Source organism: Gemmatimonadota bacterium (assembly GCA_009838645.1).
GTDB lineage: Bacteria > JAAXHH01 > JAAXHH01 > JAAXHH01 > JAAXHH01 > JAAXHH01.
In genome coordinates this window covers 147312-172502 of record VXRC01000029.1, presented here as the reverse complement: position 1 = coordinate 172502, position 25191 = coordinate 147312, and the positions used below count along the sequence as shown (strand labels likewise).

At 63.2% G+C, this 25191-nt stretch carries 22 protein-coding genes; 10 read left to right on the top strand and 12 right to left on the bottom strand.

The genetic code is table 11. The annotated features are described in order from the left end of the window. Window positions 1-245 precede the first annotated feature (245 nt). Window positions 246-437 (top strand): hypothetical protein, encoded by a 192-nt coding sequence (locus tag F4Y38_09110; GenBank protein ID MXY49438.1) that lies wholly within the window; start codon window positions 246-248, stop codon window positions 435-437. A gap of 49 nt (window positions 438-486) precedes the next feature. Here the strand turns inward: F4Y38_09110 and F4Y38_09105 are convergent, their stop codons facing one another. Continuing rightward, window positions 487-1752 (bottom strand): DUF1624 domain-containing protein, encoded by a 1266-nt coding sequence (locus F4Y38_09105; protein ID MXY49437.1) that lies wholly within the window; start codon window positions 1750-1752, stop codon window positions 487-489. A gap of 109 nt (window positions 1753-1861) precedes the next feature. Here F4Y38_09105 and F4Y38_09100 point away from each other — a divergent pair, with 109 nt between their 5' ends. Next, window positions 1862-3028, top strand: a complete 1167-nt coding sequence (locus tag F4Y38_09100) for a histidine decarboxylase (GenBank protein ID MXY49436.1) — start codon at window positions 1862-1864, stop codon at window positions 3026-3028. Then, window positions 3025-3426: a hypothetical protein gene (locus F4Y38_09095; GenBank protein ID MXY49435.1), complete on the top strand. Its 402-nt coding sequence runs from the start codon at window positions 3025-3027 to the stop codon at window positions 3424-3426. The genes F4Y38_09100 and F4Y38_09095 overlap by 4 nt, the downstream gene beginning before the upstream one ends. Before the next feature lie 40 nt (window positions 3427-3466). Here the strand turns inward: F4Y38_09095 and glnA are convergent, their stop codons facing one another. Further along, window positions 3467-4816, bottom strand: a complete 1350-nt coding sequence (gene glnA / locus F4Y38_09090; protein MXY49434.1) for a type I glutamate--ammonia ligase — start codon at window positions 4814-4816, stop codon at window positions 3467-3469. A 368-nt stretch (window positions 4817-5184) separates the two neighbouring features. On the opposite strand from glnA, the gene F4Y38_09085 reads away from it, so the two are divergent. Further along, the gene (locus F4Y38_09085; GenBank protein ID MXY49433.1) at window positions 5185-6171 is read left to right on the top strand and encodes an ornithine cyclodeaminase family protein; all 987 of its coding nucleotides are present in this window, start codon (window positions 5185-5187) and stop codon (window positions 6169-6171) included. Then, entirely contained in the window at window positions 6168-7277 is a 1110-nt protein-coding gene (locus tag F4Y38_09080; protein ID MXY49432.1) for a glycosyltransferase family 9 protein, read from the top strand. The genes F4Y38_09085 and F4Y38_09080 overlap by 4 nt, the downstream gene beginning before the upstream one ends. A gap of 53 nt (window positions 7278-7330) precedes the next feature. Here F4Y38_09080 and F4Y38_09075 read toward each other — a convergent pair whose 3' ends face one another. Next, window positions 7331-7537 carry a hypothetical protein gene (locus tag F4Y38_09075; protein MXY49431.1) on the bottom strand — a complete coding sequence of 69 codons (207 nt, stop codon included), beginning with the start codon at window positions 7535-7537 and terminating at the stop codon, window positions 7331-7333. 263 nt (window positions 7538-7800) lie between these two features. Here F4Y38_09075 and F4Y38_09070 point away from each other — a divergent pair, with 263 nt between their 5' ends. The 4 genes from F4Y38_09070 (at window position 7801) to F4Y38_09055 (ending at window position 11942) form a co-directional block, all read left to right on the top strand. Further along, window positions 7801-8583, top strand: coding sequence for an ABC transporter ATP-binding protein (locus tag F4Y38_09070; GenBank protein MXY49430.1), 783 nt, complete (start codon window positions 7801-7803; stop codon window positions 8581-8583). 9 nt (window positions 8584-8592) lie between these two features. Then, complete coding sequence (locus F4Y38_09065; protein ID MXY49429.1) at window positions 8593-10002, top strand: ABC transporter permease subunit; 1410 nt, start codon at window positions 8593-8595, stop codon at window positions 10000-10002. Between the two features lie 2 nt (window positions 10003-10004). Next, on the top strand, window positions 10005-11453 hold the full coding sequence (locus F4Y38_09060) for a DUF3526 domain-containing protein (GenBank protein ID MXY49428.1): 1449 nt from the start codon (window positions 10005-10007) through the stop codon (window positions 11451-11453). A gap of 102 nt (window positions 11454-11555) precedes the next feature. Beyond that, complete coding sequence (locus F4Y38_09055) at window positions 11556-11942, top strand: MerC domain-containing protein (protein MXY49427.1); 387 nt, start codon at window positions 11556-11558, stop codon at window positions 11940-11942. A 2-nt stretch (window positions 11943-11944) separates the two neighbouring features. Here the strand turns inward: F4Y38_09055 and F4Y38_09050 are convergent, their stop codons facing one another. From F4Y38_09050 to F4Y38_09030, 5 genes are all read right to left on the bottom strand, one after another. Further along, a complete protein-coding gene (locus F4Y38_09050; protein ID MXY49426.1) occupies window positions 11945-13069 on the bottom strand; it encodes a hypothetical protein in 1125 nt (374 codons plus the stop codon). Between the two features lie 3 nt (window positions 13070-13072). After that, window positions 13073-14398: a sulfatase gene (locus F4Y38_09045; protein ID MXY49425.1), complete on the bottom strand. Its 1326-nt coding sequence runs from the start codon at window positions 14396-14398 to the stop codon at window positions 13073-13075. Between the two features lie 112 nt (window positions 14399-14510). Next, the gene (argS, locus tag F4Y38_09040; protein ID MXY49424.1) at window positions 14511-16280 is read right to left on the bottom strand and encodes an arginine--tRNA ligase; all 1770 of its coding nucleotides are present in this window, start codon (window positions 16278-16280) and stop codon (window positions 14511-14513) included. 10 nt (window positions 16281-16290) lie between these two features. Next, window positions 16291-16662: a YjbQ family protein gene (locus F4Y38_09035; GenBank protein MXY49423.1), complete on the bottom strand. Its 372-nt coding sequence runs from the start codon at window positions 16660-16662 to the stop codon at window positions 16291-16293. 55 nt (window positions 16663-16717) lie between these two features. Beyond that, window positions 16718-18649: a S9 family peptidase gene (locus tag F4Y38_09030; GenBank protein ID MXY49422.1), complete on the bottom strand. Its 1932-nt coding sequence runs from the start codon at window positions 18647-18649 to the stop codon at window positions 16718-16720. A gap of 170 nt (window positions 18650-18819) precedes the next feature. Between F4Y38_09030 and F4Y38_09025 the strand changes: the two genes are divergently transcribed. Then, window positions 18820-20553 carry a proline--tRNA ligase gene (locus F4Y38_09025; GenBank protein ID MXY49421.1) on the top strand — a complete coding sequence of 578 codons (1734 nt, stop codon included), beginning with the start codon at window positions 18820-18822 and terminating at the stop codon, window positions 20551-20553. 22 nt (window positions 20554-20575) lie between these two features. Here the strand turns inward: F4Y38_09025 and F4Y38_09020 are convergent, their stop codons facing one another. From F4Y38_09020 to F4Y38_09005, 4 genes are all read right to left on the bottom strand, one after another. Then, window positions 20576-21439, bottom strand: a complete 864-nt coding sequence (locus tag F4Y38_09020; GenBank protein MXY49420.1) for a TIM barrel protein — start codon at window positions 21437-21439, stop codon at window positions 20576-20578. A gap of 87 nt (window positions 21440-21526) precedes the next feature. Continuing rightward, entirely contained in the window at window positions 21527-22072 is a 546-nt protein-coding gene (locus F4Y38_09015; GenBank protein ID MXY49419.1) for a hypothetical protein, read from the bottom strand. A 27-nt stretch (window positions 22073-22099) separates the two neighbouring features. Then, window positions 22100-23614, bottom strand: coding sequence for an acetyl-CoA carboxylase biotin carboxylase subunit (gene accC / locus F4Y38_09010; protein ID MXY49418.1), 1515 nt, complete (start codon window positions 23612-23614; stop codon window positions 22100-22102). 8 nt (window positions 23615-23622) lie between these two features. After that, complete coding sequence (locus F4Y38_09005) at window positions 23623-25167, bottom strand: acyl-CoA carboxylase subunit beta (GenBank protein MXY49417.1); 1545 nt, start codon at window positions 25165-25167, stop codon at window positions 23623-23625. Between the last annotated feature and the right edge of the window lie 24 nt (window positions 25168-25191).

Here is a 25191-nt window from a genome sequence, read left to right as displayed (position 1 = left end):
GTCCGTACGGAAATGAAGGCGTTCCGGACAGACGTCAATCAGCGCTTTGAACGTGTTGAATCCGACATCGGGGAGATCCGAAACGACATCGGGGAGATTCGAAACGACATCGGGGAGATCAAGGAAACGCTGCGAGAGATGAGCGGCCGCGGTTGATCGAGTCAGAAGGAATGCCGCGCCGACGTCATCGTGTCTTGGGGAGCACACAGAAGATCGAAGCACAATTCGCACAGTAGGAGTACGTCATGTGGGAAAACCCTGTCACATACGCAGTACTATTAGGCGCGATGGGTAGTCTTGTCAGCATTGGGGTATGGATCGGCAGAGTTAATTCGTTCAAAGCTTCAGTTGAAAACACGCTTGCGGAAATCAAAGAATCCATCAACAGCATTCAGGATTCCATCGAGAAGATCCTGCTCCGACTTCCGCCGGATTGAAGCGGATGGGCACGTGTTATATGTATCGTGAACATCCGGCGACCCCGGGCTAGATATACCTTACCCAGCCTTTGGGGCGGCGGGCTTTGAACCGGCGGAACCACAGGCACACTGGATAGAGCAGGATCAGCACCGCGAGCGCGGCCAGGTAGGCGGCGCCCAGTCCTTGCTGCATGAACATACCCAGGGCCAGCCCGCTGAAGATCAGGATGTGCATGTGAATCAGGTAGAAGAAGAAGGCGGTCTGGCCGAAGACCAGCAGGGGGTTCCGGTTTCGGATCGGACTTTTAAGATTGCGCTGGTACCGGAAGAATCCGGACAGTACCAGGGCCATCAGACCCAATTCCAGCAGGGCGAAGGTCAGGCTTGGCGGGTATTTGCTGACATAAAGCCACTGTACCAGGGAAAAGTCCTCGCGAAGGAGCAGCATGTTGCCATAACCGTTCCAGACGCGGAACAGCACAAACAGGCCCAGCGCCAGAAGCCCCGCGATGACCAGCAAGCGCTCGACTGAGATCAAGGACCGTGGCGCGCCTGCGCGCGCATCGACGGTCGAGCCACTTGAAACATTGGGCGACGGCGCAGGGGCAATTGATTGTTGCACCAGAATGCGTCCCAGCAGCCAGCCCAGGATCATCATCCCCAGCCAGGGCACGAAGGGATACTGCACCCACAGGGGTATGGGACCGATCTTGACGAGCAGTCCCGGATGAAAAAACGGGTTGAAAACGCTCATCCAGCCCAGGTTGCGGACCTGGGCGGCCGCCTCGTTCATCGCTTCCTGATCGAATTCCCCGTCCGGCATCGGCATCTTCGTCACCTCGCGAATCATGTCGGCCGTAATGCCACCCAGGTGCATGATGCCCCAGAACACGGCTTCGTGAAGGAACAGGATCGAAAGGGCGGCGATCAGCAGCATGCGGGTGGACAGGCGCCGCAAGGGGATCATGCAGATCAGGCCCATGGCGATGGCGAACAGGACCTGGAGACTGAACGGAGACCACCACAGCAGTTCGAAAGCAAGGATGACGAGCGCCCGCTTGAACAGGTGCAGGTCCAGGTCGCGGTCACGGGCCCCGGCAAGACGGCGCCGCTCGAAGCTTAGCGCTAGCGCCGTCCCGGCCAGGAAGACGAAGGTCGGCGCGCACAGGTGGGTGATCCAGCGTGTAAAGAACTGGGCGGCGGGAAGCGTGGACCCCGGCTCATGGGCGTACCACGAATCGCCGCCGAGCCGGCCGCCGTTGAACGCCAGGCTGGCGTGGTCGATGGCCATCAGGACCATGACGAGGCCGCGCATCCAGTCGATGGCTGCCATGCGGTTGGCGTTCGTGATCAGCGGTGTTCCGATATCTCCCGCATCTGGTACCGTTCGGTTATTCGAGATTTACTGACTCCCTGATCTGTTTTTGTGTAGATTACACGTTATGACCACGAAACCTGCATTCCCTGACCCGGTTGCCGATTCGACCGTGCTCGACGAGCGAAGCACGGCAAGGCTGGATGCGCTCTACGAGCGACTGACCTCCCTCAGGAAAGTGTCCATCGGCTATCCGTGCAATCACCGGTTCGATTTCGCCCCGCTCTACCGTTTCATGGAGTTTGCCGTCAACAACCTGGGCGATCCGTTTTCGGGCAGCAACTTCCGCATGAACACCCACGACTTCGAACGCGAGGTGATCATGACCTTTGCCCGCCTGACGGGGATCGGTAACGAAGATTGCTGGGGTTACGTAACCAACGGCGGGACGGAGGGGAACATGTACGGCCTCTATCTCGCCCGGGAGATCTATCCGGACGGCATCGTCTATTTCTCCGAGGATACGCATTACAGCGTCAGCAAGATACTAAGGCTGCAACATACGCGCAATATTATGATACGAAGCGGCCCTACCGGTGAAATGGACTACCGGGACCTGGAGGAGAGCATCCGGATCCACCGCGATGTGCCGCCCATCGTATTCGCCAATGCCGGCACGACGATGACCGGCGCCATCGACCGGCTGGACCGCATTCGGGAAGTCCTTGAAAGACAATGCACGCCGAACGCGTACATCCATGTCGACGCGGCCTTTTCGGGTATGATCCTGCCGTTCGTGGACGATCCGCCGCCCTGGCACTTCGGCGATGGCGCCGACAGCATTTCCATTTCGGGGCACAAGATGATCGGATCGCCGCTGCCGTGCGGCGTGGCCATGGTAAGGAAGACCCACATGGAACGTATCTCCCGTTCGGTCGAATACGTGGGCGCGCTCGATACCACCATAAGCGGATCCAGAAACGCGATTACACCCCTGATGCTCTGGTATGCCCTGCGTTTGCACGGCGACGAAGGGTTTCGGGAGCTGGTCGGCGAGTCCCTGCGGAAAGCGGCCTATGCGGAAAAGGCGCTGAACGAGATCGGCGTGAAGGCCTGGCGTAATCCATACTCGGTCACGGTCGTCTTTCCCCGGCCGCCGAAGGCCATAATGGACAAATGGGTGCTTGCCGGTTCCGGCGACATAGCGCACCTCATAGCATTGCCCGGCGTTTCCTGGGAAACGCTTGAGGAGTTCATCGACGATATGCAGCGAGAGACCGAGAAAACCGCATGAATGAAATCATCATTCCGGTAAAAGAACCTCCCGGCACCCTGGCGGCCGTCTCCGAGTCGCTCGCCCGTGCCCGGATCAATATCGAATTCATAGAGGCCCGCGTGGTGGGAGAAAGCGGCATCATCGTATTGCGCGTGGACCGCTATGACGCCGCTCTCAGGACGCTGAGGGACGCGGGGTACCGGGCGGTTACCGAGGACGCGCTGGTGCTTGATCTGGAAAACCGGCCCGGGGCGTTGGCGGAGGTGGCAAGGCGCCTGGCGGACGCCAGGATCGGCATCCGCAGCCTTCGCTTCGTCGAGCACGCCGGTGACCGAAGCCTGGTGGCGTTGGTCGCGGATGATCCGGAAGCCGCCCGGCGGGTACTCGCCGCGGAACTCGTGGGCGGAGGTGCCTGAACGGACAGCCGGGAATCAGCGCGCAATGACGCCATTGCGACTACAACAGGGACATGTAGGTTTTTAGTTCGTAATCGGTGACCTGCGACCGGTAGCGCTCCCACTCTTCCTGCTTGTTCTCAATCAGCTTGTCGAAAACCTCTTCGCCGAGACAATTCACCAGCAACTCGCTTCCTTCCGCCAGTTTGATCGCTTCGTTCAGATCTTTGGGCAGGGGTTGTATGCCCAGTTTCCGCCGTTCTTCCTGGGACATGCTGGACAGGTCGACCTCCGCCGGAGGGCTTAGTTCGTACCCGTTCTCAATGCCCGCCAGGCCCGCGGAGAGGATGACGGCAAAGGCCAGGTAGGGGTTGCAGGATGGATCGGGGGCGCGGTACTCCACGCGCATGGCTTCATGTTTCGAGGGGTTGTAGGTAGGCAGCCGGATCATGTCCGCCCGGTTGTGCAACGCCCACGAAACGAAGAGCGGCGCCTCGTAGCCGGCGATGAGCCGCTTGTACGAGTTGACCCACTGGTTCGTGACCAGCATGGTCTCGGGAGCGTGGCGCATCAGCCCGGCGACGAAGGACCGGCCCGTATCCGACAGGTGGTATTCCATGCCTTCGTCGAAAAAAGCGTTTTCGTCGCCGCGGAAAAGCGACAGGTGTATATGCATCCCGCTTCCGTTGTGGCCGGCGTGGGGCTTGGGCATGAAGGTGGCGTACACGTTGTGCCGGAGGGCCACTTCCTTCACCACGAGTCGGTAGGCCATCGTATAGTCCGCCATGGTCATGGCGTCGGTATACCGCAGGGAGATCTCGCTCTGGCTGGGACCGCCCTCGTGGTGGCTGAACTCGACGCCGATACCGATCTCTTCGAGGGCCATCACGGTGTCGCGCCGCAGGTCCGTCGCCCAGTCCAGGGGCGTCAGATCGAAATAGCCGCCCTGGTCGAGGGGCTGGGGCGGGCCTTCGCTGGATTTCAGGTAGTAGTATTCCAGTTCGGGTTGGACATAGAAGGTGAACCCGTGCTCCGCCGCGCGATGGAGGCTCCTTCTCAGGATCTGGCGGGGGTCGCCTTCGTAGGGCCTTGCGCCGTCGGGATCGAGGATATCGCAGAACATGCTGCCCACGGCGCTCTTCCGGGCGTCCGGGCGCCACGGCAGGATCTGGAAAGTGCTGGGATCCGGCATGGCGATCATGTCCTCCTCGCTGTGCCGGATGAATCCCTCGATGGACGAGCCGTCGAAGACTTCGCCGTCCTCCAGGGCGTCTTCCAGTTCCTCCACGGTGATGGAAAAACTCTTCAGAAAACCCAGAATGTCCGTGAACCACAACTGGATGATCTTGACGTTGTGTTCCTGGGCCGTGTGGAGGACGTAATCCTTCGCCGCATCCGATGTGTCGTTCATGCCTTACCTGCAGGGGGTTCCACCATGGCTACTTGGACGGCTTTACCTTGCGCTTTCTCTTCATGTCGCGGATCGCGGCCTTGCGCCTCTGTTCCTTGCGAAACCGCTGTCTCCGGAGTTCCTTCTGGCGTTCGCGCATACCTGCTCCTGGTGCGTGTCCGGCGCCTGGGTCCGGACGGTTGCTTTGGGCTCCCGGCGACCCGGATCGAGGCGTTCGGCGGCGAGCCATGACTCCACAGATTCGATCAGATTGTCATTGATTGCAGCTTCAAGGACGATTATACAATCTAATCCGGGACACCTGTCCGGGCAATCAGTTTCTCGGTCGTTCAACACCCCGGTATTCCGTCTTCCGACTGGAGTCTTGCGTGAACCTGGTACGTCTACTGTCTAGATCGGATATGGCTTCCGTCCTCACCATGCCGGATGTCATCGAAGCCGTGGAAGAGGGGTTTCGGTCCGCGGGCGAGAGAGACGACGTTCCCGTCCGCCTGCCCGTCCACGTAGCGGACCGGCCCTCCGTCGCGCTCTTCATGCCGGCCTACCTAGCTGGATCGAACACGCTGGGCGCCAAGGTCGTTTCCGCGTTCCACGACAATCCTGCCAGGGGCCTTCCGATGATCACGGGATTCTACGTGCTGTGCGACGCGGAGACCGGCCGGCTCATCGCCCTGATGGACGCCACTTTTCTAACCGGAATACGTACGGCGGCCGCGTCCGCAGTGGCCACGAAGTACCTGGCGCGCAAGGATTCAAGGGTACTGGGCATTATCGGGACGGGCGTCCAGGGCCGGTTCCACGTGGACGCGATCACGGCGGTCCGTCCCATAGAACGGATCGTCGTGTACAACCGGACGCCCGAGCGGGGACGCGGCCTCGCGGATGACCTCGCATCCCGGGGGATGTCCTGCCGCCTGGCGGAAACCGCCGCCGACTGCGCGGCCGAAGCGGACGTGCTGGCGGTCTGCACGTCCAGCAAGAAGCCCCTCTTCGACGGCGGCCTGGTTCGTCCCGGCAGCCACGTGAACGCCGTGGGCGTCTTCACCGCCGACTCGCAGGAACTGGATACCGGGTTGATCCAGCGGGCCCGCGTTTTCGTCGATACGTACGAAGGCGCTTTCGAGGAAGCGGGCGACATCATCGTTCCCCTGCGGGCGGGCGACATCTCCAGGGATCACATCCGCGCCGAACTGACCGAACTGGTGACCGGCAGGAAGGAAGGACGAACCGGTGACGGGGAGATCACCGTGTTCAAATCCGTGGGTTACGCCATGGAAGACGCGGTCACCGCGCGGCTGGCCTATGAACGGGCGGCGGATTCGGGGGTCGGCGCAACCTTCGACCTGGAAGCATGAAGCGTGTGCTGATCATCCGATCGGGCGCGGTCGGAGACCTGATCCTTACGCTCCCCGTGCTCTCCGCTTTGAAGAAGCGCTATAGCGGCCTGTCCATCGACATGATGGGCGATCCGGTCCGGCTTTCACTGTTGAAGCGCTGCGGGTTCGTGGACGACGTGTTGCCGGTAGACGACCGGAGATTCACCCCCCTGTTCGCACCGCCGGGCACACAGGGCGGCACACTCCCGGGCTCCGTGCCACGGAAGCTGCCCGACCATTTGCGGCGTCTGCGATCCTACGACTTAATACTCTCCTATCTGCCCGATCCTGACGGCGTGTTCGTGGAGAATCTCCGAAGGTTTGCGTCCGGCCCGGTGCTCACAGGACAGTCCCGACCTCTCGACGGCCGAAGAATCCACATGACCCGCGTGTTGATGGATGCACTGAAACCTCTGGGTATCGAGACTGCAGTCGATCCACCCCGGGTCGGAGTTCCGTCAAGCGCCGCCCCGGACGACGTGCACAGACTGGAAAACGTACACATGCTGGTCGCCATTCACCCAGGCAGCGGTGGCGCGGACAAATGCTGGCCGGCGGAAAACTACGGGGAACTGATCGACCTGTTGACCGAATCGGGCTTCAGGCTGGTGATCACCTTCGGTCCGGCGGATCACCTGATCCGTAGTTGCCTGCTGCCCTGGATCGAATCCCGCGATGTCCTGGTCATCGAGGACCGGTCCCTGGTGGAAGTGGCCGCCCTGTATGCCCGGTGCCGGGCCATGATCGGCAACGATACGGGCATGACCCACCTGGCTGCGGCTGCGGGCACGCCGGTCATCGCGCTGTTCGGACCGACTGACCCGGCCGTCTGGGGTCCCCGGGGGAAGGACGTACGCATACTGTGGGGTACCGATGTGTTCGATGGAGACGTGGACGGTATAAAATGGAAGGGGCCGTTCCGCCCGCGAAGCCTGGACGACATTGATGCCAGGACGCCGTTTCGAACCCTGTCGGGAATCCGCGCGGCCGCCGGCTCGATACGTAATTTGATTCAAGAGATTTGGATGGTTTCATGTAAACAGGTTGAAGGTATTCCGGAGCCGATGAATGTTGAAGGCACTTGACAGGACCTGAAGGGCGTACTATGTTCGCCGACATGCGACCAGACTGGTTGACACTACAACGTTGGGCCGCGGTTTCCGCCGTCGCCCTCTTCGTGCTTTCGGCGACGCCCCATGACCACGACCACGATCACGAATGCGTAAACGGCACCTGTGTTCCCTGTCATGTCCAGGGACTGCCGACCCTCGATTCCATCGATCGCTCCGGCGCGCACGACTGCCCTGATGCGCCGATACAACGTATCTCCGCTGCGTACTCCCATACGATTCCTCTTGATGCAGCGACCCGCGGACACGACTCCCGGGCACCACCTGCCTGAATACCCCATCCTTTCCGTATTTCACACAGTTCGTCCAGATCCTGATGCCTGTTCGCAGGTTTTGCGCCGTCAAAATCTGTCCTGCGCATCGGTGGCTATGTATTCCTGGAAATAGAGATTCGAAGTCGCGCCGCCAGCACGGCGAGGGATCAAGTATACTCCATGCAACCGGAGGAAAAACTATGGAATCCGGTCCGGAATCCCGGATGAAGAACACGAGCGATGTATTGGCTGTCGATGAATCAGAAACCCCCGCCGATTCGGCAGGCGCCGCGTTGGCGCCCGTACTGGAAGCCCGGTCGCTGTCCAAGCGTTATGATGAAGTAGAAGCGGTTGTCGGCCTGGATCTCCGGGTCGGCCCGTCGGAGATCTACTGCCTCCTGGGCCCGAACGGCGCCGGCAAGACGACGACGATCCATCTTTTCCTGGGGTTTCTGGAGCCGACCTCCGGAAGTGCTCACGTGATGGGTCTTGATGTCGCCGAGGAGCCGCTGAAATCCAAGACACACCTCGCCTACGTTCCCGAGCAGGTCATGCTCTATCGCAACCTGAGCGGCCTGGAAAACCTGGCCTATTTTGCCGCGCTGGGCGGGAAGGAATCCCTGTCGACGGATCGTCTTACCGAGATCCTCGGCGAGGCGGGACTCCAGGCGGATGCGGTCCATTCCCGCGTATCCGGGTATTCCAAGGGCATGAGGCAGAAAGTCGGCATCGCGATCGCCATCGCCAAGGAAGCCGACGCCCTCCTCCTCGACGAACCGACGTCCGGCCTCGATCCCGAGGCTTCGAACGAGTTCTCCGAATTGCTGGAACAACTCAAGGATCAAGGCGTAGCGGTGCTCATGGCGACCCACGACCTCTTTCGCGCGAAGGAAACCGGAACGCGGGTCGGTATCATGCGGCACGGCCGCCTCGTCGCGGAGATGACCACCGACGAAATCGGCCACGCGGATCTCGAACGCATCTACCTCGAACACATGCACGATTAGGAGCCAACTATGATCAGGCATATCGTCCGAAAGGAATTCATGGACGTGGTGCGGGACGGCCGTTTCCGCTGGTGCGCCGCCCTGGTAGGCGCCCTGCTCCTGGTTTCGCTGGGAACGGGATGGGTCCAGGCGCGCAATGCGCAGAAGGAACTCGCCGCCGCACAGGCAACCGCCCGCGATCACTGGGAATCACAGGGTGAGAAGAACCCCCACTCCGCGGCCCACTACGGTGTATACGCGTTCAAACCCCGGCTGGCGCTGTCCTTCGTCGATGAAGGAGTGGATTCCTATACGGGAACGTCCGTGTTCCTGGAGGCCCACAGGCAGAACGATTTCCTGTTGCGTCCCGCACAGGACGCGACCCCCGCGCAGCGCATTGGCGCGTTGACGGCGGCGCAGGTCCTTCAGCACCTGGTACCGCTTCTTATCATCCTGTTGACCTTTGGAGCACTCGCCGGCGAGCGGGAGCGTGGCACGCTGCGGCAACTCCTGGCTACGGGCGTCGGACGCCTCGAACTCGCCATGGGCAAGGCCCTCGGCGCGTCGGCCGCCCTGGCGCTGCTCCTGGTACCCGCGGCAGTCGTAGGCGCGGCCGCCATTATCGTAGGAAGCCCCGGACCGGCGACGTCCCCGCTGGTACGCGGCGCCGTGCTTGCCGGAATCTACCTGGCCTATTTCGCCACGTTCATAGGGTTGTCCCTCGCCGTCTCGGCCCGGGCCCCTTCGGCACGGACCGCACTGGTCGTCTTGCTGGCCGTCTGGGTAGTGAACGGACTCGTGGCACCCCGCGTCGCGGTGGATCTCTCGAAATGGCTGTACCCGACGCCCTCCGCGATTGAGTTCGCCCACACCCTTGAACAGGAGATGGCCAGCGGCATAGAGGGCGTTGACCGCCCCGACCGGGCCGTCGTGACGCAGAACCTGCTGGCGCAGTACGAGGTGGAGCGGGCAGAAGACCTCCCGATCAACGCGATAGGCGTCTTCCTGCAGGAAAGCGAGAGATTCGGCGACCAGATCTTCGACCGGAACTACGGCGCTCTTTGGGACACCTTCGAGCGCCAGGGATATGTACATGAAGCGCTCGCGGTGACGGCACCCCTGCTGGCGGTCAGGACGCTCTCCATGGGCCTGGCCGGTACCGATGTCGAACAGCACCGCCACTTCGCCTCCGCCGCGGAGCAATACCGGAGGGATCTGGTGGAGCGCCTGAACGGCGAGTTGACCGAAAACTCCCGTACTGGTGAAGTCTACCTCGCCTCCGCCGATCTCTGGTCGCAGACGCCGCCCTTCCGGTACGACGCGCCGGAAGTGTCGTGGGTCCTGAAGAACCGGGCCCTTTCGCTCCTGATGCTCGGACTGTGGCTGGCCGGTGCGTTTGTGGTGGTCAGGTACGCCGTTCGCCGTGCGGAGGTGGCCTGATCATGCAGACCAAGACCATAAAAACCATCCTGCTCAACGAGTGGCGGCTGCTCGCGGCAGACCGAGTCCTGCGGATCGTCCTGCCCCTTTTCGTCGTCCTCTTTGCCTACGCGCTGGCCAACGGCATGGCCTGGGTGCGCTTCCAGGATCACACGGTACAGGTCGTCCGGGACGGGAATGTCCAACGTATCAATGCGTTGGAACAGGAATTGGCCGCCATCGAAGACGGAGCCGAACCGTCCTCCCCCTTCCGCGACCCCCGCGCCGCCAACGTCATGGGTGGCCGCCAGGGCGCCCGGTCCGTCGCGCTGGATCCCGGCCCCTTGACCGCCCTGGCGGTAGGACAAAGCGACCTGCTGCCTTACTACTACGATGTCAGTATCTATACCAACGAATCCACGTTCCTGCAAAACGGCGAGGTGGAGAACCCACTCAATCTCATGGTGGGACGATTCGACCTGGCCTTCGTCGCGATCTACCTGCTGCCCCTGCTCATACTGGCCATGGGTTTCAACGTGCTATCAGGGGAACGCGAACAGGGCACCCTGGCCCTTACGCTTTCTCAGCCCGTATCGGCGCGCCGGTTCGTGACCGCGAAGCTCGCCTTCCGCGCCATGCTGGTCCTGGCCGCGGCCATCGGGGTGTCTTTGATCGGAATACTCATCTCGGGAGGTTTCGGATCTACGGGGCCGCTCGGCAGGATACTTCTGTGGTGCGCGGCGCTGACGGTGTACGCGCTGTTCTGGTTCGCACTCACCGCCTGGGTAAACAGCCTCGGCCGGTCATCCTCCTGGAACGCCACGGTGCTGGTGGGGGCCTGGCTTGTCCTGGTGGTGGTGCTGCCAGCCGCCATCAACATCGCCGCGGGCCTGCTCCATCCGCTCCCGTCGCGGGTGGAGATGATTACTGCCCAGCGCGAAGCCTCAAACGACGCGGTGAACCGCCGCAGCGAACTGCTTGCCCGTTACCTCGAGGACCATCCCGAACTGACCGGTGGAGACGCGACCGATGAACCCAACCGGGCCGCGCTCGCCTGGGCCGCGACAGACGCAGTGAACCAGCGCCTGGAAGAGGTGTCTGAGCGACACAGGTTGGGACGTGACGAGCAGAATGACCTGATCCGCCGCTACCGGTTTCTCTCCCCCGCACTCCTGCTCCAGGAGATGCTGATCGACGCGGCGGGAACGGGTGATTCGCGGTTTGCACGGTTTCAGGCTCAGGTGAGAGCGTACGCCGGTCAGTGGCAGTCGTTCTTCGTACCGGCAATTCTGGCCGGGGAGCAGATGTCGGCCGATGTGCTTCCCACGTTACCGGCTTTCAATTTCGTAGACGAGTCATTAGGCGACGTGGGTCAGCGCGCGACGGTACCGCTATCGGCACTGATCGTATTGGTTGGGCTGGTAAGTGCGGGTGCCTGGGTCGGACTCGGCAAGGTCCGGGGCACAGGTTGAGCCGGCCCGGGATTTCCGTGGCGCCTGATGAGCCGGGCCCGGGATTTCGTGGCGCCTGATGAGCCGGCCCCGGGATTATCCCACAGGAGAATCAGATAAGAAATGAACCATCAGATCAATCGAGGAACCGTTGACAACATCGGCGTGTTCGTCTCGTCCGCATGTGCGATCCATTGCCTGGCCTTGCCGATGGTGGTGACGTTCCTGCCGCTCGTGGGCCTCGGATTCCTGGCCGGAGAGCCCGCCGAGTACGCCATAATCGGCGCGGTATTGCTCGCAGCCGGGAGTGTGGTTTCGGGCGTGAGGCACCACAAGAGATGGAGGGCGTTTCTCACCCTCGTATTGGCCGTGGGAGTAATCGTAACGGGTTTCCTGGCGGCCGAAGGGAACTTCGAAGTAGTCCTCCACGTAGCCGGAGGCGTCCTGCTCGCGACGACCCATCTCGTGAACCGGCACCTGTGCAGGACCTGTCCAGCGTCCGACTGCTGATATCACCCAGCGTCCGGCCTGAACGACCAGGCTGCTCTCCCCGTCCTGTCCACGGTAAGGCGGCACGCGGGGCCAAAGGTGTGGGTCGTGGTGACCGAGACTGGCTGCGTCTTCATGGAGAATTCGGTGATGCCGAAACCGTCGCCGAAGAGCCCGGATGCCGCGGACCCGGTGCGGTCGGCGCGAGCCGCGGACCCGGTGCGGTCGGCGCGAGCCACGGCAGGGTCCGCGCCTTCCGCGGGAGGGTCGGCGCGAGCCACGGCAGGACCGCCGGTACGGGATGCCCATTCCACCACGATGTCGAGGTCCGGGCCGCGGAAGGATGTGCGTTTCTCGATCCCGGAAGGCCCCGCACCGGACTGATCTACCGTCTTCCCCGCCGCGATGCGGACCGCCGAATCCGGTCCCGTACCGGCGCCATCGTCCGGGCTCGGCGCAAACCCCGCGCCATCGTCCGCACCCGGTACAGCGGGACGGTCCATCTTCTTCGCAGCGTATCCGTACACCCCTAGCTCAGCCTCGAGCAGGTCCGCCTCATCGGGCGGCAGCGTCACGGTCACCGACGTGATGTCCCGGAACAGCCGGCCAGGCAGGTCGTCGCCGATGGCGGAACGGTAACGGGTCAGGAACCCGCTTCTGGCGATGCCGGCCGTCCCCGCGCCAGGCTTTTCCGGAGGAAGGTGCGGTGCCCAGCGGTCCAGGAATTCGGGATCGTATTCCATCACCCAGGAAATCAACCGGGCGTCGTCCTTACGGGGTATGTCGACCGTCCAGAACCACGGGATGTCCTGGTCCCCGTACCTTCTCTTCCGCTTGAACCGCGTGATATCCCGTTTCAACGCCCTTTCCAGGCGGCCGGCGAGATCCTCTGATCCGCCCTCCTGCTCTATGCCGAAAGCGATGGCGTCGCGGGGCGCCCAGGAGGTACGGCCCGGATCCATGAACTCGAAATAGGTCTCGCGGCCGTAGTAGTAGCGGCCGGTCCACGACATGTCCGTGGCCTGGTCGTGGGTCGTCCGCTCTTCGGAACAGGCGAAGTGCCCGTTCAGAAACCCGGACGCGCCGATGGAACGGTAGGTCTCCGCGTCCAGGAAGATGAGCAAATGGTTCAGATAGACAGGTTGCATGGCTCAGACGGGATACTGGGGGTCATCGGCCGCCGACAGGTCGGCGGGGCTGTTCAACACGCCCCCGGGGTCCGGAGGTACGACTTCGTGATCGACCAGGGGATCGCCCGTGGAAACCATCCAGCGGTCCAATCGGGCGCGCAGGTCGCGCAACGCGTCCGCGGATTCGGGCTGGCCGGCCAGGTTGTTGGTTTCGTTTGGATCGAACACGGTATCGTACAGCCGTTCACGAGGCACGGTCCGGTCGCGCCAGCCCTGCTCGATCAGGGTCGATTTCGTGATCGATGCGTCGCAGTTCGTCATGACGGGAAGTTCGCGGTCTCCGCATCGCCGGATGTACTTCCAGCGGTGCGTCCGCACGGCCCGCTGGGGCTCGTAGGCCGCGTGGTAATTGACCTCGGCGAAGACTTCTTCCCGGATCTCCGTGGCTTCACCACGGACGAGCGGGTCCAGTGAAACGCCCTGCAGCCAATCCGGCCAGGCCGACCGCTCGATCCCGGCCAGCTCGCAAAGGGTAGGAAACAGGTCGATCTGGCTTACCATGCCATCGATCACTTTGCCGCCGCTGTATCCCGCGGGACCGCGCAGGATGAGCATGACGCCCATGCCGTGGTCGGTGAGGTGGCATTTCATCATGGGGAAGGCGATGCCGTGATCGGTGGTGCAGACGACCAGGGTGTCGTCCCTCCGCCCGTACCGGTCGATGGCCTCCAACACGCGCCCCATCTTGCGATCGAGCGTGCGTGCGGCATCGATAAACAGGCCCATGTCCCGACGAAGTTCCGGCGTATCGGGGAACGGTGCCGGCGGACGTACGAAACGGGGATCGGCCGGCGGTTCCCCATCGGGTTGCGGTGCGAAGCCCGCTCCCCTGCGGTGGGTTTCGCCGAAGCCCACGTCCAGGAAGAACGGGCGATCATGGGGTTCGGACAGGAAGGAGACGGCGAGTTCCTCGGTGGGCGCCTTGTCGTCACCGGCCTTCCTCGGCAGTATGCGGGACCACCCGGCGTCATCCAGGTTCATCACCACGTGCTGGAATCCGGCCATCACCGTATCGTATCCCGCCTCGCGCAGCGTGTGCATGATGAGCCGCTCGGGATGGTGGATCGACCATCCCCGGTTGACCAGGCCGAACATGCCGCAGCTGTGGGCCCACTGTCCGGTGAGCAGGGCCGCCCGGCTCGGGGAACAGGTCGGGTTCGCGCAGTAGGCCGACCTGAAAAGGACCCCGTCCTCCGCCAGTCGTTGCAGGGCGGGTGTGGGAATGGCGTGGCCGTAGGGTTGTATGTACCGGCCCGTATCGTGGGAATGGAGGTATACGATATTCACAGACTGACGATCCCTGAGTATGGTTTTCTACCTGTTGCTACATGCGTCGCGGCCTGCTACATGCGTCGCGGCCTGCTACATGCGCCGCGGGTTGTACATTCGCTTCGGCTTGCTACATGCGCCGCGGTACTTCGATACCGAGCAGGTCCAGCACCCGCTCCAGCACGCGCAGCGTGACCCCCGACAGGGCGAGCCAGGAGGCCCGGCGGTCCGCATCTTCCTCGTTCAGGATGTGGTGGGTATGGTAGAACCGGTTATAGGCCGTGGCCAGCTGGAAGGCATACTCGCACAGGTGGTTCGGCGCCCGGGTTTCGAAGGCCAGGTCGACCACCGCGGGCAATTCGGACAGCTTTAGGTCCAGGTCGCGTTCCGACTCGCTTCGGGGCGCCATGATCCCGCCTGGCTGGAGGCCGCGTTCGCCCGCCCGCCGCAACACCGACTTGATCCGGACGGCGGCGTAGAGGATGTAGGGCCCCGTGCGGCCCTCGAAGGATGAAAACCGGTCCAGGTCGAAGACGTAGTCCTTGGTGCGGTGGTTCATCAGGTCGGCGTACTTCAGGGCGGCTACGCCCACGATGCGGGCGATTTGCTCCTTCTCGTCCTCGTCGTATTCGCGGACCGATTCGATGGTCTCGATGCGCGCCATGGCGTGGTCGGTCACCAGCCCGATCAGGTCCTTCAGCTTCATGATCCCGCCCTCGCGGGTCTTGAAGGGTTTCCCGTCCTTACCGTTCATGGTCCCGAAGCCGTTGTGTTCCAACCGCGTCGTCTCCGGCGCCACGCCCGTCTTGTAGGAAGCCTTGAATACCTGTATGAAATGCTGCCGCTGCCGATTGTCGACTACGTATAGGATGCAGTCGGGCTGGAATTGCTCCACGCGCTGGTTTATGGTCGCCAGATCGGTCGTGCCGTACAGCACAGCGCCGTCGGTCTTCTCCAGCATCAGTGGCGGGATCGATTCCTTGTCCTCCGAGTCGTCGACCTCTACGACCAGTGCGCCCCGGCTTTCCGTGGCGTATCCCTCCGCCTTCAATCGTTCAATCAGACCAAGAAGCCGGTCCTGGGTATCGCTCTCTCCAAGCCACAAGTCGAAATGGATGTTCAACAGTTCGTAGCTCTGCCGGAGGTCGTCGACGGACACGTCACGGAAATGTTGCCACAGCGCGCGGTAACCCGGCCGTCCGGCCTGCAGGTCCACCGTGGCCTGACGCGCGGCCTCGGCGAATTCCTGGTCGCTTTTTTCTCTTTCGCTGGCCTGGGGATACAACTCCTCCAGGTCACTTATGGTCACGGGGGGCTCATCGGGATACGGCCCCGAGTAACCGGCGTCGAAATAGGGCAGGCCGGGCTGGCGGTCCCGGAGGCCCTCGATGATGAGACCCATCTGCAGACCCCAGTCGCCCAGGTGCACGTCGCCGATCACATCGTGGCCCAGGAAGCGGCAGATCCGCACGATGCTCTCGCCGATGATGGCGGCCCGGAGATGGCCGACGTGGAGCGGTTTGGCCACGTTGGGCCCCCCGTAGTCTACGAGGATCCGGCCGGGCGTCCCGGTGATTTCGCAGCCCAGCCTGTCGTCCTCGTACACTTCCTGGACGTGGGCGGCGATGTAGTCATCCTGCAGCACGATGTTGATGAAGCCCGGTCCGGCGAGCGAAAGATCTTCGAACAAGGCCGGCGCCGAGATGGAATCGACCACGTTCTGTGCAATCTGACGTGGGTTGGCCCGGTACTGTTTGGCCGCCGCAAGCGCCCCGTTGCACTGGAACTGGCACAGGTCCGGCCGGTCCGATACCCGCACTTCGCCATAGCTTCGATCATAGCCGGCCGATTCAAAGGCGTCGGCAAACAGGCCGGTCAGTTTATCCGCCAGGGTTCCCACGAAGATCCTTTCAGGCTGGACTGCCGTATATGGTGACCACCAGACGCCGCGCGCCGCCGCGGTCCCGGTGTTCGCAGAGATAGATGCCCTGCCAGACCCCCAGGTTCAGCCGGCCGGCGGTGACGGGAATGGACACGCTGCTGCCCATCATCGAGGCCTTGATGTGCGCCGGCATGTCGTCCGGTCCCTCCTCGTCATGACGGTAGTACGGCTGGTGCTCGGGGACCAGGACGTTCATGTGGCGCTCGAAGTCGCCCCGGACGTCGGGCGCCGCGTTCTCGTTGATGGTGAGGGAAGCGGAGGTGTGGCAGATGAAGACGTGGGCGATGCCGACATCGATATCCGCCAGCGCGGGGACCTGGCCGGTGATCTCATTCGTCACCAGGTGGTAGCCCCGGGGCCTGGGGTCAAGGTAATCTGCTTCTGTATCCACCGCATCAGAGTACGTACCGCTTCAGGAACCGTTCCACGTCGTCGTAGAAGGAAACGATGGTTTCGACTTTGCGCCAGCCGTGCCCCTCGCCTTCGTACAACCGGTAGATGTGGGGCACCTTGTTCCGCTTGAGGACCTCGACGATCGATTCGGCCTGGTCCGGGGGGACCACCTTGTCCTCGCTGCCCTGGAATATGGCGACCGGATCGCGGATCCTGTCCGCGTGGAAGATGGGCGACCAGGCCTGGTACCGGTCGCTGTGCTCGGGCAGCGTCCCCACCATCAGGTCCAGGTACTTCGCCTCGAACTTGTGTGTATCCGTGGCCAGGCCGAAGAGATTGGTCACGCCGTAGAGACACAGGCCGGCCCGGAAGACTCCGGGGTGATGGACCAGGGCGTTCAGTACGGTAAAACCTCCCGCGCTGCCGCCCTTGATGACGATGCGGTCCGGATCGGCGAGTTCACGATCCACGAGGGCAAGGGCGCCGCTGACGGCGTCTTCTGTGTCGTACTCGCCCCAGTGCTCGCGCAGGGCGGTCATGTAACTGCGCCCGTAACCCGTACTTCCGCGGTAGTTGACATACAGGCAGGCATAGCCCCGGTTGGTGAAGAAAGGGATCTCGGCGGAATAGTCCGTCCGATGCTGGCCGGTCGGTCCCCCGTGGATGCTGACAATGGCCGGCGGCTTTCCAGACCCGGAGAACCGGCTGCTGGCCGGTGGATAGTAGAGTCCGTGCACCTCGCCCCCGTCCAGGTTCTTCCAGGTAATCGATTCGGGAACGGAGAGGTCGGCTGCGGGGATCATCTCCGACTGGCTGCGGCGATGCACCGTGTGGCGATGCTCCGTATGGCGATGCTCCGTATGATCGCTTTCGTCCAGGGTGACCACGCGTTCCGGTACGATGGACGAAGAGGCGATACAGGCCACGGTATCCCGGACAGGGGAGACGGCGATCTGCATCATCCAGGTGTACCGGGGCATTTCGAGCTTCGTCTTCCGGCCGGACGCCACGGAGACCTTCCACAATGACGCGAAACCCTTTTCGTTGCTGCGGTAGTAAAGGGTATCGCCGTCCGGCCCCCAGCCGTAGACCCGCACGCCCTGCACCCAGGCCGGGTCGGCCAGGGTGACGCCCCCGGCCACGACGCGCCGCTCGCCCGTATCGAGGTCCAGCGCGACCAGGTTTTCCCACTCTCCTTCCGTAACGATGTAGGAAAGCCACTTGCCGTCCGGAGAGTAGGCGGGCTGGAATACCGGCGTATCCGTATCTCCTTCGATCAACCGCTCGTCTTCCAGCGCGCGGCGGGCGGAATCGATCCGGGCGGCCTTCAGCCTCGTGCCGTCCCAGGGCATCTGCGGCTGGTCCCACTCGATCCAGGCGATCCGCTCGCCGTCGGGATGCCAGGCCGGCTGCATGTAGAAATCAGCGCCGCGCACCAGGTTCACCGGCCATCCGCTGCCCTCGCCGTCGACCAGGGCGATGACGTCTACCGATTCACAGGTATGGACGTACAGCACCCGCTTTCCATCCGGTGACACGGTGGGCGAAGCGGCCGCGCCGAAGGCGGGCGTGATCGGCCTGGCCGTTCCCGGAGCCAGGGACTGGCGGTACAGCCTGCCGTCCTTTTCGGCGAACACGACCCAGTCATCGGCCACGGTGAAATCACCGCCCCCGTAGCCCACGCCGCCCCGGACCGGATGGCCGTCCGTCAGGTCGTACGGCGCGTCGGTGCCGTTGCGGCAAACGAGCACACCGGTATCCGAACGCTGTTCCAGCCAGACCAGGCCCGTGCCGTCGCCGTTCCACTGCACGTCGTAGAGCGGAGTCCGGGCACCCATCGTCTTCGCCGTAATGGCGCTTTTCCAGTAACCATTCGCGACGGGTATGCGGTCCGCCGTCGCGGGAACGCGGTCCGCCGCCTGACCGGTCATCACGGGTTTGTCCTTGTCTCCAGGTTCCAAGTTTACCGCTTGTAATCACCGCGCTTAAATCCTTTCTTGAATATACCTGCAGGCGGTTCGTAAGCAACCGTTTATGCATCGTCCGAAGGCATGTCCGAATCATCACCGCCCGGCTGGCCCGGGAACCGGTTACGGTGCTGTTCATGCGTCTCTCAAAGTTCTTCTTTCAAACGCTGCGCGAGGCACAGGGCGACGCCGAAACCCCCAGCCACCAGCTGCTCCTTCGCGCGGGTCTCGTCCGGCAGGTGGCTTCCGGCATCTTCGCCTACCTGCCCCTCGGCCTGCGAGTCAAACGACGCATCGAAGAGATCGTCCGGGAAGAGATGGACGCTATCGGCGGCCTGGAGGTGGCGCTGCCCGTGGTGCAGCCGGCGGATCTCTGGCGGGAGAGCGGCCGGTGGCAGCAGATCGGGAGCGACATGGCCCGGCTGAAGGACCGGAACGGCCGCGATCTGTGCCTGGCGATGACCCACGAAGAGGTGGTGACGTCCCTGATACGCGACGTGATCAGAAGCTATCGTCAAATGCCCTGCCTGCTGTACCAGATCCAAACCAAGTTCAGAGATGAGCCGCGGCCGCGAGGCGGGCTGATCCGCATGCGCGAGTTCACGATGAAGGACGGATACTCTTTTCACGTGGATGCCGGGGATCTGGACGACTGGTACGAGAAGGTCTTTCAGGCCTATACCAACATATTCAGGCGCTGCGGACTAGACGCGGTGGCGGTGCGCAGCGACCCGGGGATGATGGGCGGATCGGACGCCCACGAGTTCATCGAACCGGCGCCGTCCGGCGAAGACACGATCCTGTCCTGCGAAGCCTGCGGTTACCGTGCAAACAGGCAGGTTGCGCGATTCGCGAAAGACCGCCCGCCCGCCGAGGAGCGGCTGCCCCTCGAGGACATCCACACGCCGGGCACCGCTACGATCGACGATCTTGCCCGGTACCTGGACATCCCGGCGACGAAGACCGCCAAGGCCGTGTTCATGGTCGCCACCGTCGCGGACGAACAGGACGGGCCGGCGGATCGGTTCGTGTTTGCCGTGCTCAGGGGAGACATGGAACTCAGCGATACCAAGCTGGCCAATGCGGTCGGAGCGCTCCAGCTTCGGCCGGCCATGCCGGAGGAGATACGTTCCGTCGGCGCGGAACCCGGCTTCGGTTCCCCGCTCGGCATTGACCGGTACCGATCGCTCCTCGTCGTCGACGATCTGATCCCGGCCTGCTTCAACCTGGTCGCGGGAGCCAACCGGATCGATTATCACGTGCGCAATGTGAACTACGGACGGGACTACGAAGCCGATATCGTCGCGGACATCGCCGCGGCCGGCGACGGAGACGCCTGCCCCGCCTGCGGCGCTGGCCTCCGGGCCGACCAGGGTATCGAAGTCGGAAACATCTTCAAGCTCGGAGTCAAGTACAGCGAGGCCATGAACGCAAGCTATCTGGATCAGGAGAATGTCTCCCGCCCTATCGTCATGGGGTGCTACGGGATCGGCATCGACCGCCTCATGGCATCGATCGTGGAGCGCCACCACGACGACAACGGCATCTGCTGGCCCGCGGCCGCGGCACCATTCCAGGTGGTCGTCATCGACCTGTCCGGCGGCGATCTCCGCCTATCTGACGTGGCGGAAACGGTTTACGAAACCCTGGTCTCGGCGGGACTCGAAGTGCTCTTCGACGACCGCGACGATCGCGCCGGAGTGAAGTTCAACGACGCGGACCTCATGGGCATTCCGGTGAGGCTGACCGTGGGCAGGCGCGGGGTGGAAAAAGGCGTAGTGGAACTCAAGATAAGGCGGTCGGGCGAGATGATTGATGTGCCGCTGGGGGACGGGCTGGTGCAAGCGGTGAAGGCGTCATTCGGGACGTAGACTCCTGTCCTCTGCGGTACCGTCAGACAATTTCCACCCCGGCCTCCGCCGCGATGCGCCGGACGTTCGCGACGGCTGTCGGGATCTTGTCCTCGGGCAAATGCTCCACCAGCATGTAGCCTTCCGGCTGAATCTCCTCCCACCGCCGCACGGCCGTGACCAGGTCGAGCACGCCGGCGCCGGGCACTTCCTCGTTCATGTGGAGGACGAAGCCGGGTTCCACGCTGATGTCCTTGATGTGGCAGACCGTCGAGATCGGCCCCATGACGTCGAAGATGTGGTTCAGGCGTTCCGTGCTGTGATAGGCCTGGTCCAGGGACTGGAAGTGGTTCACGAAATCCATGACCACGCGCATGCGATCGGACCCGACGGCTTCAACCACCTGCCGGTTGATCTCCGGCGACCCCATGATCGTGAGCGCATGGGTCTCGATCACGACGGTCATCCCCTCCTCCTCCGCCTTGTCCGCGACCCGTGACAGGGTGTCGATCAGCACGTCGAGCCGTCCCGGTTCGTGGTTCTCGGGCGCAGGGTCGTAGGACCCCGCCGGATTCAGGCTGCCGGTTCGGATCAATACGTTGTGGGCCCTGAGCGCCCTGCCCGCTTCGATGCCGCGGCCTATGGTCGATACGACCCGGTCACGCACCGATCCGTCCGGGTCGAAGAGGCACTCACGGTAGCCAATGCCGAACTGGGCCAGTTCCAGGTCCAGATCATCATAGAGCGCGTTGGCGCGGTGGTAGTCCGCCGGCGTCAGTTCGTCCAGGAACTCGCCGGAGCCGTGGTAGCAGACCGAGGTGACGCCCAGGTCCAGGGCCTTTTTCAACACCGCTGCCGTGACGGCCCGGGGATCTCCCGGGACGTAACCCACGACACCCAGTCGCATGTAACCGTCCTTTACGTACCCGCTTGATCCGATCCAGGCCGCGCGCTACGCGATGCCGCGCGACTCGCTCTTCCGCCCGGCGCCCTTTCAGTCCGCGATGACCACCAGCACGTCGTTCTTGTCTACCGTGTCCCCTTCGCCGACCCGGATATCCTTGACCGTGCCGCCGGCGTGGGCCCGCAGTTCGTTCTCCATCTTCATGGCTTCGATGACGACCACACCGTGGCCGGTCTCCACCGTATCGCCCACCGCTACGGAAATCGACACGACGCGGCCGGGCATGGGCGCCTTGATCTGTTCGCCCCCGGCGCGTCGGCGGGTCTTGACCTGGCCGCGCAACCGGGCCAGTTGTTCGTCTTCCACGGTGACCACGGACGATATGCCGTTGACCCTGACCTCCCGTTGCTCGCCCCAGGTCGCCGCTACCGCCGTATAGGACCTTCCTTCGATGAGCAGGGAATAGAGCTGATCCCCCTGAATCGAGGCCATGTCGATTTCCACCGGCCGGCCGTCGATTTGCAGCGCGACCCGGCCTTCCCGGTCATCCAGGCTGACGGTGTATGTCGTGCCCTGTATGGTGACCAGATAGCTCAATGTGCACCCTTTCGCCGCCTCACGAACCGGGCAGTCCATGGCGGGCAGCCCGCGGCGGGAAGGCCGTCATCGGCCCCTGCGCATGGCTTCGCGCCGGCCGGTCAGTTTCCACGGACTCTCTCCGGAACCGTCGGATCCATCCCCGCCGGTCCCGGACGGCACCGCCCGTCTCGCTTCCCGGTGCTTCATGATGGCGGCGAAGGCGGCGGCGATATGACGCTCATCGGCCCCCGCGTCTTCGTCAGGGCCCATGGTCTCGACAAAAGAGGTGGAATAGTCGCCGGAAATGAAACGGGGATCGGAAAGGGCTCGGAGGTGAAACGGAATGGTGGTCTTGATACCGCCGATATCGTATTCTCCCAGGGCTCTTTTCATGCGGGCGATCGCTTCTTCCCGCTTCTCGGCCCATACGATGAGCTTGGCGATCATGGGATCGTAGTAAATCGGCACCTCATATCCCGCGCAGAATCCGCTGTCCAGTCGGACACCGGGACCGCCCGGCTCGCTCAGGCGCGTAACCACGCCGACCGAGGGCATGAACTGCGCATTGGGATCCTCGGCGGAGATGCGGCATTCCAGGGCCGCGCCGAGCAGGCGCACGTTTTCCTGCCTGAAGGGGAGGGGCATGCCGGCGGCGATTTCTATCTGTCGCCGGACCAGGTCCTGCCCCGTTCTCAATTCGGTGACCGGGTGCTCGACCTGGAGACGGGTGTTCATCTCGAGGAAATAGAACTGACGGTCCTGGTCGACGATGAACTCCACGGTACCGGCGTTGGTGTACTGGACAGCTTCGGCGGCCCGTACGGCCGCTTCTCCCATGGCGTTCCGCAGCGTATCGTCGAGAATGCAGGAGGGCGATTCTTCGATGAGCTTCTGGTGGCGGCGCTGGATCGAACACTCCCGCTCGCCGAGATGCACCGCATGCCCGTGCCGGTCGGCGAGGACCTGGAATTCCACGTGGCGGGGTTCCACCAGGTATTTCTCCAGGTAGACCGTGGCGTCGCCAAAGGCGGACTGGGCCTCGGACCGCGCGGTCCGGAGCGCGCCGGCCAGGTCGTCCGGGGATTCCACGACGCGCATGCCCTTGCCGCCGCCGCCCATGGCCGCCTTCACGAGGACCGGATAGCCGATGGATTCCGCCGCGCCGAGGGCTTCCTCGTCGCTGCCGATCCCTTCTTCGGTCCCGGGTACGACGGGCACCCCGGCCTCGCGCATGGTCTTTCGCGCCGCCGTCTTGCTTCCCATGGTCCGCATCGCCTCGCCGGAAGGGCCGATGAACGTGATGCCGGCCTCCGCGCAGCGATCGGCGAATTCCCCGTTTTCGGAAAGAAACCCGTATCCCGGATGAACCGCGTCGGCGCCGGCCTTCTTTGCCGTCTCGATGATCCGGTCCACGCGGAGGTAACTGTCCGAAGACGGCGCGTCGCCGATGCAGAAGGCTTCGTCGGCGAATTGGACGTGCAGGGCGGTGCGGTCCGCCTCGGAGAAGACGGCCGTCGATTCGATGCCCATTTCCCGGCACGTGCGGATCACCCGGACGGCGATCTCTCCGCGGTTGGCGATCAGGATTTTACGGATCATGTATCCTCTTACAGCGGGATGTTCCCGTGTTTCTTGGGAGGATTCGCGTCACGCTTGTTCTTCAGCATCTCCAGCGCGGCAATGATACGTGGACGGGTCTCCTGGGGCTGGATCACTTCATCGATATACCCGATTTTCGCAGCGACGTAGGGACTGTCGAACTTCTCCCGGAACTCGGCGGTCAGTTCCTCGCGCAGGGCGTCGGGGTCATCCGCCTCGGCCAGTTCCCGGCGGTAGAGCACATTCACCGAGGCTTCCGGACCCATGACCGCGAACTGCGCGGACGGCCAGGCGTAGTTGATGTCGGCGCGTATCTGCTTGCTGTTCATCACGCAGTAGGCGCCGCCGTAGGCCTTGCGCGTGACCACGGTCAGCCGGGGCACCGTGCTTTCACAGAAGGCGTAGAGCAGCTTGGCGCCTTCCTTGATGATGCCGCCGTGCTCCTGGCTTACGCCGGGCAGAAACCCGGGCACGTCCTCGAAGACCACCAGGGGGATGTTGAAGGCGTCGCAGAAGCGCACGAACCGCGCACCCTTCACGGACGCGTCGATGTCCAGCACGCCGGCGAGCGAAGCGGGCTGGTTGGCGACGATCCCGGCTGTACGGCCGTTGAACCGGGCGAACCCCACGACGATATTGTCGGCGAACTCGCCATGCACTTCGAAGAAGTCGCCGTGGTCCACCACCCGGTGGATAACGTCCTTGATGTCGTAGGGTTTGTTGGCGTCGTCCGGCACGATGCGAGCAAGTTCCTCGTCCATCCGGTCCGGGTCGTCCGTGGACGCTGTCCTCAGTGGGTCTTCCATGTTGTTCGACGGCAGGAACGCCAGGAGCTCCTTCACCATGGAAAGGCACGAGGGTTCGTCCGGCGCCGAAAAATGGGCCACGCCGGTCACTGAGTTATGGACGTGCGCGCCGCCCAGTTCGTCGAAGGTCACCTCTTCGTGGGTCACCGCGCGGATCACGTCCGGTCCGGTGATGAACATGTAGCTGGTATCCTCCACCATGAATACGAAGTCGGTCATGGCCGGAGAGTAGACCGCGCCGCCGGCGCAGGGTCCCATGATCACCGAAATCTGCGGGATCACGCCGGAAGCCATGACGTTGCGCAGGAAGATGTCGGCGTAGCCCGCGAGGCTGACCACCCCTTCCTGGATACGGGCGCCGCCGGAGTCCTTCAGGCTGATGACCGGCGCACCGTTCTTCATGGCGAGGTCCATGACCTTGCAGATCTTCTCTCCGTAGGCCTGGCCCAGCGAACCGCCGAATACGGTGAAGTCCTCCGACACGACGTAGACGCTGCGGCCGTCGATGGTGCCGTAGCCCGTAATCACGCCGTCGCCGAGCACTTCCGTGCCTTCCATGCCGAAATCCTGGCAGTCGTGGGTCACGAAGGCGCCGATCTCCTCGAAACTGCCCTCGTCCAGGAGAAAGGCCACCCGTTCCCTGGCGGTCCATTTCCCGGCCTCGTGCTGCCGGTCGATACGGCGCTGCCCGCCGCCTTCGGCCGCCTGTTTTCGCAGCGCGTCCAGGTGTTTCATCTTTTCGGGCATGGACATGGGTTGCGATGCTCCCGG

Coding starts and splice junctions, on each gene's coding strand:
- F4Y38_09065 (MXY49429.1), top strand. CDS start 8,593: ATGATCAGGCATATCGTCCGAAAGGAATTCATGGACGTGGTGCGGGAC.
- F4Y38_09060 (MXY49428.1), top strand. CDS start 10,005: ATGCAGACCAAGACCATAAAAACCATCCTGCTCAACGAGTGGCGGCTG.
- F4Y38_09050 (MXY49426.1), bottom strand. CDS start 13,069: ATGCAACCTGTCTATCTGAACCATTTGCTCATCTTCCTGGACGCGGAG.
- F4Y38_09075 (MXY49431.1), bottom strand. CDS start 7,537: ATGGGAGTACGCAGCGGAGATACGTTGTATCGGCGCATCAGGGCAGTC.
- F4Y38_09105 (MXY49437.1), bottom strand. CDS start 1,752: ATGGCAGCCATCGACTGGATGCGCGGCCTCGTCATGGTCCTGATGGCC.
- F4Y38_09100 (MXY49436.1), top strand. CDS start 1,862: ATGACCACGAAACCTGCATTCCCTGACCCGGTTGCCGATTCGACCGTG.
- F4Y38_09005 (MXY49417.1), bottom strand. CDS start 25,167: ATGCCCGAAAAGATGAAACACCTGGACGCGCTGCGAAAACAGGCGGCC.
- F4Y38_09095 (MXY49435.1), top strand. CDS start 3,025: ATGAATGAAATCATCATTCCGGTAAAAGAACCTCCCGGCACCCTGGCG.
- F4Y38_09015 (MXY49419.1), bottom strand. CDS start 22,072: ATGGACTGCCCGGTTCGTGAGGCGGCGAAAGGGTGCACATTGAGCTAT.
- glnA (MXY49434.1), bottom strand. CDS start 4,816: ATGAACGACACATCGGATGCGGCGAAGGATTACGTCCTCCACACGGCC.
- accC (MXY49418.1), bottom strand. CDS start 23,614: ATGATCCGTAAAATCCTGATCGCCAACCGCGGAGAGATCGCCGTCCGG.
- F4Y38_09020 (MXY49420.1), bottom strand. CDS start 21,439: ATGCGACTGGGTGTCGTGGGTTACGTCCCGGGAGATCCCCGGGCCGTC.
- F4Y38_09080 (MXY49432.1), top strand. CDS start 6,168: ATGAAGCGTGTGCTGATCATCCGATCGGGCGCGGTCGGAGACCTGATC.
- F4Y38_09070 (MXY49430.1), top strand. CDS start 7,801: ATGAAGAACACGAGCGATGTATTGGCTGTCGATGAATCAGAAACCCCC.
- F4Y38_09055 (MXY49427.1), top strand. CDS start 11,556: ATGAACCATCAGATCAATCGAGGAACCGTTGACAACATCGGCGTGTTC.
- F4Y38_09110 (MXY49438.1), top strand. CDS start 246: ATGTGGGAAAACCCTGTCACATACGCAGTACTATTAGGCGCGATGGGT.
- F4Y38_09025 (MXY49421.1), top strand. CDS start 18,820: ATGCGTCTCTCAAAGTTCTTCTTTCAAACGCTGCGCGAGGCACAGGGC.